Genomic DNA, 14071 nt, shown 5'->3' on the forward strand with positions numbered 1-14071 from the left:
ATGAAGTGGCTCGGACTCACCCCGTTCGCGCTCTACGTGCTCGTGTTTCTCGCCGTGCCCACCGTGCTCGCAATCGCGACCGGTTTCGTCGACACCGACGGCACCTTCACGCTCGAGAACGTCGCGCACCTCGGCGACCCGGTCGTGCTCGGCTCGTTCTGGAATTCGATCTGGGTGAGCGGCCTCACCGCGATCATCGGCGGGGTGCTCGGCGCCCTGCTCTGCGTCGCCCTCACCGGCTCGAAGCCGGGCGGCGTGCTGCGCCGCGTCATCGACGCCGCGTCGAGCGTGCTCGCGCAGTTCGGCGGTGTCATGCTCGCCTTCGCGTTCATCGCGACCATCGGCATCCAGGGCCTCGTGACCGTGCTGCTGCGCGATGCGCTCGACATCGACCTGTACGCCGACGGCGTCTGGCTCTACCAGCTGCCCGGGCTGATCCTCCCCTACCTCTACTTCCAGGTGCCGCTCATGGTCATCGTTTTCCTGCCCGCGATGGAGGGGCTGCGCCGCGAATGGGCGGAGGCCGCCGCGACGCTCGGCGGCTCGTCGTTCACCTACTGGCGCCGCATCGCCGCGCCGATCCTCGCCCCGTCGTTCCTCGGCTCACTGCTGCTGCTCTTCGCGAACGCGTTCTCGTCGTACGCGACCGCCGCCGCGCTCATCAGCCAGGGCGCGCAGATCGTGCCGCTGCAGATTCGCGGCGCGCTCATCGCCGAGACCGGGGCCTCGCGCGCGAACACCGCGGGCGCGCTCGCGCTCGGCATGATCATCGTCATGGTCGTCGTCATGGCCGCCTACTCGCTGCTGCAGCGCCGAGCCGCGAGGTGGCAGCGATGAGCGGCGCAACGAAGCGGCGGCAGCCGGCCGCGACCGTGTCGGGGCGCGCACCAGCCTGGCTGCGCATCACGATCCTCGTCGTCATCTGCGGCCTGTTCGTCATTCCGCTGCTCGCGATGCTCGAGTTCACGCTGCGCGGCGACTCGGGCTACAGCCTCGAGCACTGGCAGGCCCTGTTCGACCCCGAGAACGCGCGCTCGTACCGCAACCTCTGGAAGGGCATCACGAACTCGCTGCTGCTCGCGCTCATCACGATCATCATCGTCTGGGTGCTGTTCTTGCCGACGATCGTGCTCGTGCACCTGCGCTTCCCGCGGCTGGCGCGCGCCTTCGAGTTCCTCACGATCATGCCCATCGCGATCCCCGCGATCGTGCTCGTCGTCGGCCTCGCCCCGCTCTATCGCGTCATCGTGCAGGTGCTCGGCGGCGAGATCTGGACGCTCGCGCTGGCCTACGGCGTGCTCGTGCTGCCATTCGCCTACCGCGCCATCGTCTCCGAGCTGCAGGGGATGGATGCGGTGACGCTCACCGAGGCGGCGCGCACCCTCGGCGCCAGTTGGTTCACGGTGCTCGTGCGCATCATCGTGCCGGGCATCCGCCGCGGGCTCACGAGCGCGACGCTCATCACCGCCGCGGTCGTGCTCGGCGAGTTCACGGTCTCGTCGCTGCTCAACCGCGTGACGCTGCAGGTCGCGCTCCTCGACGTCTCGCGCAGCGACCCGTGGGCGGCCGTGATCACCTCGCTGTGCTCCCTCATCGTCGTATTTGTTCTACTGTTCGTATTCGCCTCGATTCGCCCTCGCGGCGAACGCCGGCGCAAGCACAAGGAGGTCGCCGCGAATGGCTGACACTGCCACCACCGTTGCCACCGAGCGCGGCACGCCGATCGTGTTTGACGGCGTGACGAAAGCGTACGGCGACACCACCGTGCTCCACGGCATCGACCTCGACGTTCGCCCCGGCGAGTTTGTGGCGCTGCTCGGCCCGTCGGGCTGCGGCAAGACGACGATGCTGCGCTGCCTCGCCGGCCTCGAGCAGGTCTCGGGCGGGAGCATCCTCGTCGGCGGCGACGACGTCGCACCCGTGCCCGTGAACCACCGCGACATGTCGGTCGTGTTCCAGGCCTACTCGCTGTTCCCCCACATGACCGTCGCGCAGAACGTGAGCTTCGGCCTCGAGATGCGCCGGATCGGCAAGGCTGAGCGCGCGCGCCGCGTCGACGAAGCCCTCGAACTCGTCGGCCTCGCGGCGACGAAGGAGCGCTTCGCCCACCAGCTCTCGGGCGGCCAGCAGCAGCGCGTCGCGCTCGCCCGCGCGCTCGTCACGCGGCCCCGCGCCCTGTTGCTCGACGAGCCGCTCTCGGCGCTCGATGCGAAGGTGCGCGTGCGCCTGCGCGACGAGATCAAGGCGATCCAGACCGAGCTCGGCATCACGACCATCTTCGTGACGCACGACCAGGAGGAGGCGCTCGCCGTCGCCGACCGCATCGCGGTGATGCGCGCGGGCGTCATCGAGCAGCTCGGCACGCCCGAGGAGCTCTACCGCCGCCCCGCTACCCCGTTCGTCGCGAGCTTTGTGGGCGACTCGAACCGCCTGCCCGGCACGTACCTCGGCGGCGAGGTACGCCTGCCCGGCGCCTCGCTGCCGGTGCTCCCGGGCTCGGATGCGCAGGAGGGCGACGCGGTGAACGCGTTCGTTCGCCCCGAGCAGTTGCGGCTCGACGCCGGCGAGGCCGAGCAGGGCGTGCCCGTCACGGTCGTCTCGAGCGGCTTCTTTGGTGCGCACCGCCGCACCGTCGTTCGGCTCGAGGGCGGCGACCTCGTCACGGTGCAGCACGGCCCGAGCCAGCAGTTCGCGAGCGACGACCGCGCACGGCTGCTCTACCTCGGCGACCCGGTCGCCGTGGAGGCCGCGTGATCGAGCGCGCCGAGTGGCTGCCGCGGGTGCTCGCCGACATTGGCGAGGACGCCGCGGCCGGCCGGTTCGCGGCCTGGGGCCACTCGACCATCATCGACGAGAATACGGGCGGGCCGGTGCTCGACCGCGAGCTGTTCACCCGCCTGCACGACGCGGCGGGCATCGAGGCGAACTATCCCGTCGGTAACGCCGGGCTGCTCCACGTCTACGGCTATTGGTTTTCGGACGAGCCGACCCCGTACGGCTTCAAGCGCGATCGTTGGGCCGACGGGCACCTCGCGCAGGCACTCGGCCTGCCCGCCGACGCATTCCACCTCGGCGGTGACCGCACCTTGCTCGAGCGCGTGACCGACGCCATCCGGCCGCAGCTGCTCGCCCCGCCGGCGGATGCGCGGGGCACGGCCGACGTGCGGCTCGGCGACGCGACGGCGCGGGTCGTGCTCGTGGGCGCCGACGAAGCGTCCAGCTCGGCCCTCATCTACGGCATCGACGACGGTGACGGCCTCCGCCTGATCACCGCGTTTCCGCTCGCCGGCGAGCCTCGCGAGGTGATCTCGGACTTTGTCGAGCATCCGCGATATCGCTGGAACGCGGACGAATCGTCCAAAACGTCACCCGCTGTTCACCTGGATGTAGACCTTTAGTCCACAACGCGGCGCACTCTTGGACGCAACGTCCACAACCGAGGAGCGCCCGTGACCGCAACCATCATCTTCGATTTCGACGGCACCGTTGCCGTCGGCGACGGCCCCGTGTGGGCCTACGCCCGCGTGGCCGCGGAGTCGGCTGGTGATGCCTACCTCGACCGGGTCGCGACCGGCCTGACCGAGTACGCCGCGGGTAACGCCGAGTACCGCGACGGCTACGACGTCGTCGGCTCGCTCGCCCGCGCCGACGGCGTCGACGAGGCCACGCTGAGCCGTGCCTACCAGCACAGCCGCACCCAGCTCGGCACCGACGAGGCTCCCGTCGCCCCGGCCCCCGGCCTCGCCGAGCTCGTCGCGCGGCTCGACCCGAGCATCCGCCTCGTGCTCGCGACCAACGCGCCGGCCGATGGCATCGACCGCGCGCTCGAAGCCTGGGGCCTCGCCGAGTCGTTCGCCGGGCGGCACTTCACGGTCGGCAAGCCCACCGGGCTCGAGCCGATCATCCGCGCCGCCCTCGAGTCCGGCCCGGTGCTCTCGATCGGCGACATCTACGAGTTTGACCTCGCCCCGGCCGCCGCCCTCGGCGCCACCACCGCTCTTGTCGGCGCCACGGCCGAGAGCTCGACCGAGCAGCCCACGCTGCGCGGCCGCACGCTCGCCGAGCTCGTGCCCGACATTCTCGCCTGGTCCGCAACCGCGGCCAGCTCTCCCGCGTCACCCCACCGCACCACCAGCATCGAAAGGTAACCCCGAGCATGCGCAAGTCCCTTGCCGCCACGAGCCTCCTCGCCGTGGCCGCCCTTACCCTCACCGGCTGTGCCGCCGGCGACTCCGACGCTTCGGCCACCTCCGGCTCGAGCGAATGGCCCGAGTCGATCACCATCTCGCTCGTGCCCTCGACCGAGGGTGAAGACCTCGCCGAGGCGCTCGACCCGCTCACCACGTACCTCTCGGACGAGCTCGGCATCGAGGTGAACGGCGTCGTCGCCACCGACTACGCCGCCACCGTCGAGGCACTCGGCGCCGACCAGGCCCAGGTCGTCATCACCGACGCCGGCTCGCTCTACAACGCGATCAACCAGTACGACGCGAAGCTCATCCTGCGCGACGTGCGCTTCGGCGCCACCTCGTACTCGTCGGTCGCCTACACGAACAACCCCGACAAGTACTGCGATGACGAGCCCGTCATGGCAACCTACGCCGCGAGCGACGTCGAAATGTCGTACTGCAACGGCATCGAGGAGGCCGGCGCCGACGCGACCGGTCAGGGCCCGCTCGGCCTCGACGCCCTGAGCAAGATCGACGACGGCACGAAGGTCGCGCTCCAGGCCGCGACCTCGCCCGCCGGCTACCAGTACCCGATCGTCGCGATGCAGGATGCGGGCATCGACACCGACAACGGCATTCAGCAGGTGCCGGTCGAGGGCAACAACAACGCGGTACTCGCGGTCTACAACGACGACGCCGAGGTGAGCTTCGGTTTCTGGGACGCTCGCTCGACCGTGCTCGAAGAGGCCCCGGACGTCTCGGACAAGGTCGTCGCCTTCGGCTACACCGAGCAGATCCCGAACGGCGGCGTCGCCGTCTCGCAGTCGCTGCCCGACGACCTCGTCGCCCAGCTCACCACCGCGATGGACGAGTACGCCGACTCCTCGGACGAGGCTGCTGACGTCATGTTCAACCTCGTGGGCCTGTCGGACTGGACTGCTGACACGCAGCAGGAGCAGATCGACCGCTACGGCGAAATCCTCGCCAAGTTCCAGAACTAATCACCAACTCCCCTAGGGCACATCCGCATGCACACTGATGCAGGCCGCGTGGAGGCCGGGCTCGCCCCGGCCTCCACGTCGTGGCACGTAGCACTCGACCAGGTCTCGGTCACCTACCCGAACGGCACCCGCGCGCTGCGCGACGTGTCGCTGCGGGTGGCGCCGGGCGAAATGGTGTCGATCGTCGGGCTTTCGGGCTCGGGCAAGTCGACGCTGATCCGCACGATCAACGGGCTCGTCGAAGCGAGCTCGGGCACCGTCACGGTCGGCCCGCACACCGTGACCGGCCTGCGCGGCCGCGCGCTGCGCGAGGTGCGCGGCCATGTCGGCATGATCTTCCAGGGCTTCAACCTCGCCGAGCGCACCGACGTATTCCACAACGTGCTCGTCGGCCGCTTCGCGCACTCGCCGGGCTGGCGCACCCTCCTCGGCCTCCCCTCGGCCGAGGACCGCGAGCTCGCGCTGCGCGCGCTCGACTCGGTCGGGATGCTCGAAAAAGTTTGGGCGCGCGGCGGCGCGCTCTCGGGCGGGCAGAAGCAGCGCGTCGCGATCGCCCGGGCGCTCACGCAAGAGCCGAGCGTCATGCTCGCCGACGAGCCGGTCGCGAGCCTCGACCCGCCCACCGCGCACGCGGTCATGGGTGACCTGCGGCGCATCAACCGCGAGCGTGGCCTCACCGTGCTCGTGAACATCCACCTCATGGACCTCGCGCGCCAGTACACGACGCGCATGATCGGCCTGCGCGCGGGCGAGATCGTCTATGACGGCCCGGCCGGCGACGCGAGCGACGCCGACTTCGAGGAGATCTACGGACGCCCGATTCAGGCTCGCGACGTGATGGGCCGGGCGGAATGAGCGTCGACACCTCACTGCGCGCGACCGAGCGCGGCGGCTCGGGCGAGCTGCAGGTGCCGCCGCGGCCGCGCAACCGCGTGCGCACCGCGCTTATCGTGCTCGCGCTCGTCGCGATGACTGTCGCCACGTGCATCCCCGCCATCGGCGGCGTCGAGCTCGACCTCGGCGCGATCGTGCGCAACTGGCGCAACGGCGCCGACAAGCTTGTGCAGCTGCTGCAGCCGAACTTCGAGTTCCTGCCGCGCACGGTGCAGCCGATGCTCGAAACGCTGCAGATGGCGATCGTCGGCGCCTTCGTCGCCGCGATCGTCTCGGTGCCGCTCACACTCTGGGCCGCGAAGCCGACGAACCCGAACTCGTTCGGCCGCGGCGTCGTGCGCACCATCATCAACATCGTGCGCTCGGTGCCCGACCTCGTCTACGCGACCGTGCTCGTGGCGATGGTCGGCGTCGGCGCGCTGCCCGGTCTGCTCACACTGTTCCTGTTCGACCTCGGCATCGTCGTGAAGCTCGTGTCGGAGGCGATCGATTCGGCCGACCACGGCTACATGGAGGCCGGCCGCGCCGCCGGGGGCAGCCAGCTGCAGATCAACCGCGTCACGGCGCTGCCCCAGACCTGGCCGCTGTTCGCGAACCAGTGGCTCTACACGCTCGAGCTCAACGTGCGCATCTCGGCGATCCTCGGCATCGTCGGCGCCGGCGGCATCGGTCGCCTGCTCGACGAGCGCCGCGGCTTCTACGCCTATGAGGACGTCTCGGTGATCATCCTCGAAATTCTTGTTGTCGTCGTGCTCATCGAGCTCTGCTCGAACGCGCTGCGAAGGAGGCTCACATGACCGCGCTTGCGCTCCCCCAGCGCCCGCCGCGCCGCTGGTCGACGGTGTTCGCGATCGTCGCTGGCCTCATCATCCTCGCTTCGGCGGCCGGCCTCCAGATTCAGTGGAGCGACCTGCCCGAGATCCCCGCGAGCGTCGCGAACTACCTGCAGCTCATGTTCTCGTCGCCGAACTGGGAGAAGCTGCCGCGCGCGCTCACCGAAATGTGGCGGTCGATTTCGATGGCCTGGCTCGGTGCGATCCTCTGCGTCGTCGTGTCGGTGCCGCTTGGCATGCTCGCCGCGCGCGGCGTCGGCCCGGCGTGGCTGCGCGCCGTGCTGCGTGCGATCTTCGCCGTCATCCGCGCCGTGCCCGAGGTGATCATCGCGATCATCCTGCTCACCGTCACCGGCCTCACGCCGTTCACCGGCGCGCTCGCGCTCGGCATCGCCGGCATCGGCACGCAGGGCAAGTGGGTCTACGAGACGATCGAGTCGGCGCAGGAGGGCGCATCCGAGGCGGTGCGCGCGGCCGGCGGCTCGACCGCCGAGGTGACCCGCTGGGCGCTCTGGCCCGCTGTCGCCCCCGCGCTCATGTCGTTCGCGCTCTACCGCTTCGAGATCAACATCCGCACCTCTGCCGTGCTCGGCCTCGTCGGCGCGGGCGGCATCGGCAGTATGCTCTCGAATTACACGAACTATCGGCAGTGGGACACGGTCGGCATGCTGCTGATCGTCGTGATTGTCGCGACGATGATCGTCGACGCGATCTCGGGCGCGATTCGCCGCCGCATCATGGAGGGAGCGCGGTCACGTGAGCTGGCAAGGGTCGTCTGACGCACCGCCGTCGGCGCGCATCGGGTCGCTGTCGCCCTCGCTGCAGCCTGGCGAGCGACGGGTCGCCGAGGCGATCGTCGCCGACCGCAGCGGCGCGGTCGAGCGCACCGCGCAGGAGCTCGCGGATGCGGTGGGCGTCGGCCGCACGACCGTGATTCGCGCCGCGCAGTCGCTCGGCTACGAGGGCTATCCGCAGCTGCGCGTCGCCCTTGCGCAGGAGCTCGCGCTCGAGGGCTCGGCGCGCGACGCCGCGGGTGAGGATGCTGGCGACGGCACGCTCGTCGGCTCGGTGCGCGCGGGTGTGCAGCGCTTCGGCGCGCGGCTCGGCCACACGGTGTCGGCGCTCACCGAGGAGTCGGTGGGCGCGTTCGTGCGCGGGCTCGACGAAGCCGAACGCGTGCTCGTCATCGCGAACGGGCTCTCGTCGTCGCTCGGCCTCGACCTCGTGCTGCGCCTCAACTCGGCCGGTCGCCCCGCCGAGATGCTCATGGACTCGATGTCGCAGCAGATCTCGGCGCGGCTCCTCGGCGCCGGCTCGGTCTGCGTCGTACTCTCGGGCTCGGGCGCGAACCGCTCGACGCTCGAGGCGATGCGGGCCGCGAAGGCGAGCGGCGCGCGGGTGCTCGCGATCACCTCGTTCGCGCGTTCGGTGCTCGCCGACGAGGCCGACGTCGTGCTCGTCGTGCCGCCGATCAACGAGTCGTTCCAAGACGAACTGATTCACACCTCGCGCGCCGCGCTCATGCTGCTCACCGAGCAGCTCGTCGATCAACTCATCGCCCACCGCGGCGATCGCGGCCGCGACGCGCAGGCCGCGGCGGTCTCGATGCTCGGCGGCGGGCTACACGAGTAGGCGCGGCCACCCGGCGGCGCCGAGGTCTAGTGCAGGATCGGGATCTGCCAGGGGTACTTGTACTGGTAGCCGCCCGAGGTGCGTACGGCGCCCCAGATGCCGAGGATGAAGGTGAGCAGGTTGCCGAGCACGATGAGCAGGATGCCGATCGGCAGCAGGATCACGGTGAAGCAGAGGATCCACCCGAGCACCGACATCACCCACGCCGAGATCTGAAAGTTGAACGCGCCGGCGGCGGCGATGCGCACGAACTGCGAGTTGTTGCGCGAGAACAGCCACACGACGAGCGGGCCGACGATCGCGAGCCAACCTGCCGACACGATCGCCGCGATCGGCGCCGAGAGGTGCGCGAGCACCGCCGCGCCACGGGCCTGGGTCGAAACATTCTGAGGCTGCTGCGTCATGCCGCCATTCTCGCAGCTTCGGCGGCGCGGGCGCTGAATCTCGTTACCGCAGCACGAAGGTCGTGACGCCGGTAATGAGCAGCGTGAGCGCGACGGTCCAGAGCACGATCGCAATGCCCTGCCAGAGCAGCACCCAGCCACGCTTCGCGCCCATGCCGACGAGCATCGCGGCGGTGAAGTGGGTCGGAATCGCGAGCGGTCCGAGCAGGCTCGCGCCGGGGACGCCGAAGCGGTTCACCCACATCCGGAAGCGCTGACGCCCCTTCGACTCGGGCTCGGCGGCGGACCCGCCCGGCGCATCCGCCGCGGTGGCCGGCACGCCGGGCGCACCGACCGCAACGGCCTGGCGCTGCGCGCTGCGGGCCTTCGCGCCCTCGCGCACCCGCGAGGTGATGAGCACGACGAGCGTCACGATCGCGAAGTTGCCGATGATGCCGGCGAGCGCGGCCCAGGCGGGGTGGATGCCGCCGACGATGCCGATGGAGGCGGCGCCCTCGCCCTCGATGAAGGGCACGAGCGCGGCAACGGCGACGATGAGCGGCTGGATGAGCTCGGGCACCTGGGCGACGAGCTCCTGGAAACGGACGACGAGGTCTGCGACGGGGTTCATGCAGACGAGTAGAAACTATGTTGTTAGCACAGAGTCAAGCCCCGTCTCGCTCGGCCTTTTCTCGCGCAAGCTGTTCGACCGCGATCACGGCAGCCCGGCCGATCACGTCGCGCTGCGCGTCGTTGTAGAGCGCGAGGGCGGCGCGAATGAACGTCTCTTGCGTGAGGCGCTCTCCCCGTGGCCGATGCGCCGCCTGATCGATGAGCCACGGATAGTCGGTAAATTGCGCCGCCATCTCTGGCGCGAGTTCTTCTGCGAGCCGCTGCCGGGTCGCCTCGTCGGCGTCTTCGGCGAGCCCGTCGTACTCGGCGTTGTCCCGACCGGCCTCGACCATCTCCCTGAGATCGCGCATCGCCTCGGCGTCGTAGAGCTGCGCCGAAATCTGAATGATCGACCGATCGGCCTCTGACAATCGTGACGCGACCGACTCGAATCCCTCGGGGATGTGCGCCGGCGCGTTGCCCGCCCGCAACGCCGAGATCGCCGAGCGGGCGCGCTGGAGTTGCTCGATCTGCTTCGCGAGTTCGCGGTCGAGAGCTTCGAGCGCCTCGGGCGAGGCCTCGTCCTGTTCGAGCAGCTCGGCCGCGTCGCCGAGCGGCACGCCGAGGTCGGCGAGGCGGCGGATGCGCAGCAGCCGCACGAGATGGTGCACGTTGTATTGCTTGTAGCCATTACCAAGCCGATCGGGCTCCGCGAGCAGGCCGAGCCGGTGATAGTGCCGCACCGTGTTGACGGTGGTGCCCGCGAGGTCGGCGAGCTGTTTCGTGCTCCACGCCATGCGGGGTCGTCCCTACTTGATGACCCGATAGTGGCCGCACAGAAAGTCGCGGTTGCGGGCGAAGTCGAGCAGCTCGAGGTCGAGCTCGCGCGGCAGCACGGGTGCGCCCGCGCCGAGGGTTACCGGCGCGTATTGCAGCCAGACCTCATCGAGCAGGCCCGCGTCGGCGAACTGCCCGGCAAGGTCGCCGCCGCCGACCACCCAGAGGTCGCGTTGCCCCGCCGTGTCGGTCATCTCGGCATGCACGGCGGGGATGCTCGCCTGCGTAAAGCGCACGTCGGCGCCCTCGGGCGTCGGCAGCTCACGGTGCGTGAACACCCAGGTCGGCTGCTCGTACGACCACGTTTCGTCGTGGTCGAGCATCCACTCGTAGGTCGTGGAGCCCATCGCGATCGCACCGACGCCCTTGATGAACTCGAGGTACGTCATCGGCCCGTGCTCGTCGAAGTCCTGCTTCAACAACCAGTCGAGCGAGTGCTCGGGCGTCGCGATGAAACCGTCGAGACTCGTGGCCGTGTAGAAGTGGGTGGTCATGCGGGCATTGTGTCGCGCCAGGCTTGACGTACCCGGGCAACCGGATGCGCATCGCCGGCCGCGAGCGAGTGCCCGTGACCGGCGATTGGCGTCTTGCTTTGGTCCGCGACGCCGACGAGCGACGCAACCCGCGCGACCGCATCCGCCACGCCCGGCGCGACCCGCGCATCCCGTGGGCTCGGCACGATGTAGTCAGCCGCGAGGTCATCGCCCACGAGCTCGGCGATTGCCTCGGCGGCCGCAACCTTCATCTCAGTGGTGATGCGGCGCGCACCCGAGTCGAGGTCACCTCGGAAGATGCCAGGGAACGCGAGCACATTGTTGATCTGGTTCGGTAGTCGCTGCGCCCTGTCGCGACGGTCGAGGCGAAGGTACTCGCCTCGACCGGGGTGATCCCGGGGTCGGGGTTCGAGAGGGCGAAGACGCTCGCGCCCTCGGTCATGGTGCGGGCAATCTAGAGCTCGATCTTGCCCGACGAGAGGCCGATGAGAGGCCGATGAGGGCATCGGTGCCGTCGAGCGCATCCGCCGTGCCGCCCTGCAGTCCGCGCGGGTTGGTGCGGATCGCGAGCTCCGCCTTGTGCTGCGGGAGGTTGTCGCGCCCGGTCGAGATGATGCCGCGCGAGTCGAGCACGACGACATCGCGCACACCCACGGCATGCAGGATGTCGGTGACGGCAACGCCCGCCGCGCCCGAGATCACGACCTTGAGCTGCTCGAGCTGTTTGCCCACGACCTTGACGGCGTTGATGAGCGCCGCGAGTACGACGACCGCCGTGCCGTGCTGGTCATCGTGCATGATCGACATGTCTAGCGCCTCAATGAGGCGTTGCTCGATTTCGAAGTATCGCGGCGCCGAGATGTCCTCAAGGTTGACCGCGCCGAAGCTCGGGGCAATGCGCACGACAGTGTCGACGATCTCGTCAACATCGCCGGTGTCGAGCAAGATCGGAATCGAGTCGAGCCCGCCGAAGTTCTTAAACAGGGCGCTCTTGCCCTCCATGACCGGCAGCGAGTCGCTCGGGCCGATGTTGCCGAGGCCCAGCACGGAGCTGCCGTCAGAGATGACCGCAACCAGTCGCGACGCCGATGTGTGCGTCTTCGCGATTGCCGGGTCTTCAGCGATGGCACGGCTCACCTGGGCGACGCCGGGCGTGTCGGCGATCGACAGATCGCGCTTCGTCTCGAGCGGGTGCTTCAGCTCAACCGAGAGCTTGCCGCCCTCGTGGAGCTGGGAGATCTCGGCCTCGCTGATGGCGGCGAGGTGGTCGGGCGTTGTCGTCATACGTCGGTGTACTTTCTGCGTATGATGCGCTGACGCAGCAACAACCAGGGTCGCGCGCCAGTGCGGTACGGCCGGATGCGCGATCGTCCAAGAAGGGTGACCGAGAGTGTCGTTGTGGGACGGTTCGGAAGCGAGGGGCCAGCAAGGAGTGGTCGTTGCAGAGGTTGTCTGCCACTTCGATCAAACACGGTAGGTGGGGGGTTTCGTGGGCATGTGATGTGTGGACCGCGGTTAAAGCTCACGACTGTCGAACGCGCCCAGACCCTGAACTTCGCTAATCTAGCCGCAGCTCCAACAAGCCGGAAAGGCTAACATTTCAATGACGATGCGCAAGTGGCACGAATTCCTGGACCCAATCCTTCGGGTATTACGCGATGGCGGAGTTTTGACCCGACGTGAGCTGGTCGAGAAGGCAGCCGATTCTGTGGGGCTGACGCAGGAAGACCGCAGCATCGTACTTGCAACTGGGATGCCCATGTTCGAGAACCGAATCGGCTGGGCTATGTCCCATTTGGTTATCGCCGGCGCGTTGGAACGTCCGCAACGGGCGCGGTATCAAATTACTGATTTGGGCCGGTCACTTCTCGCCAAGCATGCGGTCGTAACGAAAGACATCGTGACCGAAGAAACTGGCTACAACGGTCGGACTCCCTCGGCCACCGTCGTGACGAAGAACGCTTCGGAAAATGCCGAGCTCGATAGCTCAGTCGATCCAGAAGAGATTATCGACCAAGGTATCCAGCAAATCCGCGATGAAGTTGCCGCTGACTTGCTGTCACGCCTGCAGTCCAAGTCGCCCACTTTCTTCGAGGAAGCGGTGGTAAAACTTCTGGTTGCCATGGGCTATGGCGGCACCGAGGGGCGCGCTGCCGTGACACGTCAATCAAATGACGGCGGCATCGACGGGGTCATCGACCAAGACACCCTCGGACTCAACCGTGTTTACGTGCAGGCCAAACGCTATTCCTCAGACAACTCGGTTCAGCGGCCAGAGATCCAGGCCTTCGTCGGCGCCCTGAGCGGTAAAGCTGACGGCGGTGTGTTCATTACTACCGGCCGGTTTAGCCGAGGTGCGTTGGAATATGCGGACGCAGTGCCCACGCGAATCATCCTGATCGACGGGCAGCGGTTGACAAGCCTCATGATCCGGTTTGGTGTGGGTGTTCAGGTGAAGAGCACGGTCAATATCGTTCGTGTCGACGAGGACTTTTTCGAGCAATGATCCAACCGCAATTCACTCGCGCACGTACATCCACCCCGTCTGCGAGTTCCAAATGCGGTCCTGATCGGGATAGTCGGCGCCCGTAAAGTTTTCGTCGGGCACGGGCAGCTCGGTTCCTGCCACGCAGAAATCACCGAACGGCGCATCGCCCTGCGAGATCACGACACAGCCTTCAGCGCTGTCATTCAAGACCTCGCGCGTCACCGCCTGCGCGCCTGAATGAAAGGTCGGGTTCGGCCACTCCACCGTGATGCAGCCGTCGTCGATCGGGCTATCGGGCTATCGGGCTATCGGGCTATCGGGCTATCGGGCTATCGGGCGCAGCGCACCAGCGGCCGTTGAGGTCCTCGGGCGCGAACTCGCCGGTGTCAGCAGACTCGCCTGGTTCGGTTGTCGCTGATGGCGCGGCGGTTTCTTCAGTGTTGCCCAAGTCGCCCGTCTCAGTTGGCTCAGTTTTCGTGCGTCGCTTCAGCATCGGTAACCGGTTCACCGTCGATTTGACTGTCACTGCCGGACTGACAGCCGGTCACCCCGAGCGCGACGGTGAGTCCGAGACCTGTAGGCAGAGCGTGTTTCTTATTCATCATGACGTAGCTCCCCCTCTAGCGTGCTGACGATGTGCGGCTCAGGCTACGCCTGGAGAGGATGCGCGGCGACGGACGGGCGTCGATTGATCGGGCGATTGTTACCTGCGATTTCGTCGATACGCC

Annotated in this window: 16 protein-coding genes and 1 pseudogene; 11 read left to right on the forward strand and 6 right to left on the reverse strand. The window is 68.1% G+C overall.

What is annotated here, in order from left to right; translation table 11 throughout:
- Genes M3M28_RS07640 through M3M28_RS07685 form a run of 10 tightly spaced genes read left to right on the forward strand, consistent with a single transcriptional unit; the run spans position 1 to position 8529 of the window.
- Positions 1-837, forward strand: a complete 837-nt coding sequence (locus M3M28_RS07640) for an ABC transporter permease (RefSeq protein WP_249385906.1) — start codon at positions 1-3, stop codon at positions 835-837.
- The gene (locus tag M3M28_RS07645; RefSeq protein ID WP_249385907.1) at positions 834-1685 is read left to right on the forward strand and encodes an ABC transporter permease; all 852 of its coding nucleotides are present in this window, start codon (positions 834-836) and stop codon (positions 1683-1685) included. The genes M3M28_RS07640 and M3M28_RS07645 overlap by 4 nt, the downstream gene beginning before the upstream one ends.
- The gene (locus tag M3M28_RS07650; protein ID WP_249385908.1) at positions 1678-2754 is read left to right on the forward strand and encodes an ABC transporter ATP-binding protein; all 1077 of its coding nucleotides are present in this window, start codon (positions 1678-1680) and stop codon (positions 2752-2754) included. The genes M3M28_RS07645 and M3M28_RS07650 overlap by 8 nt, the downstream gene beginning before the upstream one ends.
- On the forward strand, positions 2751-3398 hold the full coding sequence (locus M3M28_RS07655) for an amino acid deaminase (protein WP_249385909.1): 648 nt from the start codon (positions 2751-2753) through the stop codon (positions 3396-3398). The genes M3M28_RS07650 and M3M28_RS07655 overlap by 4 nt, the downstream gene beginning before the upstream one ends.
- A gap of 51 nt (positions 3399-3449) precedes the next feature.
- Entirely contained in the window at positions 3450-4148 is a 699-nt protein-coding gene (locus M3M28_RS07660) for an HAD family hydrolase (protein ID WP_249385910.1), read from the forward strand.
- Between the two features lie 8 nt (positions 4149-4156).
- Positions 4157-5170, forward strand: a complete 1014-nt coding sequence (gene phnD / locus M3M28_RS07665; RefSeq protein WP_249385911.1) for a phosphate/phosphite/phosphonate ABC transporter substrate-binding protein — start codon at positions 4157-4159, stop codon at positions 5168-5170.
- A gap of 27 nt (positions 5171-5197) precedes the next feature.
- Positions 5198-6025: a phosphonate ABC transporter ATP-binding protein gene (phnC, locus tag M3M28_RS07670; protein WP_249385912.1), complete on the forward strand. Its 828-nt coding sequence runs from the start codon at positions 5198-5200 to the stop codon at positions 6023-6025.
- The gene (phnE, locus tag M3M28_RS07675; RefSeq protein WP_249385913.1) at positions 6022-6861 is read left to right on the forward strand and encodes a phosphonate ABC transporter, permease protein PhnE; all 840 of its coding nucleotides are present in this window, start codon (positions 6022-6024) and stop codon (positions 6859-6861) included. Before phnC ends, phnE (M3M28_RS07675) begins: the two co-directional genes overlap by 4 nt.
- On the forward strand, positions 6858-7676 hold the full coding sequence (gene phnE / locus M3M28_RS07680) for a phosphonate ABC transporter, permease protein PhnE (protein ID WP_249385914.1): 819 nt from the start codon (positions 6858-6860) through the stop codon (positions 7674-7676). Before phnE (M3M28_RS07675) ends, phnE (M3M28_RS07680) begins: the two co-directional genes overlap by 4 nt.
- Positions 7654-8529: a MurR/RpiR family transcriptional regulator gene (locus M3M28_RS07685; RefSeq protein ID WP_249385915.1), complete on the forward strand. Its 876-nt coding sequence runs from the start codon at positions 7654-7656 to the stop codon at positions 8527-8529. The genes phnE (M3M28_RS07680) and M3M28_RS07685 overlap by 23 nt, the downstream gene beginning before the upstream one ends.
- Before the next feature lie 26 nt (positions 8530-8555).
- Here M3M28_RS07685 and M3M28_RS07690 read toward each other — a convergent pair whose 3' ends face one another.
- The 5 genes and pseudogenes from M3M28_RS07690 to M3M28_RS07710 all read right to left on the reverse strand — a co-directional run.
- Entirely contained in the window at positions 8556-8933 is a 378-nt protein-coding gene (locus tag M3M28_RS07690; RefSeq protein ID WP_249385916.1) for a DUF4870 domain-containing protein, read from the reverse strand.
- Between the two features lie 43 nt (positions 8934-8976).
- On the reverse strand, positions 8977-9543 hold the full coding sequence (locus M3M28_RS07695) for a small multidrug efflux protein (RefSeq protein ID WP_249385917.1): 567 nt from the start codon (positions 9541-9543) through the stop codon (positions 8977-8979).
- A gap of 34 nt (positions 9544-9577) precedes the next feature.
- On the reverse strand, positions 9578-10321 hold the full coding sequence (locus M3M28_RS07700; RefSeq protein WP_249385918.1) for a MerR family transcriptional regulator: 744 nt from the start codon (positions 10319-10321) through the stop codon (positions 9578-9580).
- A gap of 12 nt (positions 10322-10333) precedes the next feature.
- Positions 10334-10855, reverse strand: a complete 522-nt coding sequence (locus M3M28_RS07705; protein ID WP_249385919.1) for a dihydrofolate reductase family protein — start codon at positions 10853-10855, stop codon at positions 10334-10336.
- A gap of 116 nt (positions 10856-10971) precedes the next feature.
- A pseudogene (locus M3M28_RS07710) lies at positions 10972-12139 on the reverse strand (NAD(P)-dependent malic enzyme); the annotation flags it as partial.
- A 319-nt stretch (positions 12140-12458) separates the two neighbouring features.
- Here M3M28_RS07710 and M3M28_RS07715 point away from each other — a divergent pair.
- A complete protein-coding gene (locus M3M28_RS07715) occupies positions 12459-13361 on the forward strand; it encodes a restriction endonuclease (RefSeq protein WP_249385920.1) in 903 nt (300 codons plus the stop codon).
- A gap of 12 nt (positions 13362-13373) precedes the next feature.
- Here M3M28_RS07715 and M3M28_RS07720 read toward each other — a convergent pair whose 3' ends face one another.
- Positions 13374-13607 carry a hypothetical protein gene (locus tag M3M28_RS07720; RefSeq protein ID WP_249385921.1) on the reverse strand — a complete coding sequence of 78 codons (234 nt, stop codon included), beginning with the start codon at positions 13605-13607 and terminating at the stop codon, positions 13374-13376.
- Positions 13608-14071 lie beyond the last annotated feature (464 nt).

The organism is Gulosibacter sediminis (genome assembly GCF_023370115.1).
Lineage (GTDB): Bacteria > Actinomycetota > Actinomycetes > Actinomycetales > Microbacteriaceae > Gulosibacter > Gulosibacter sediminis_A.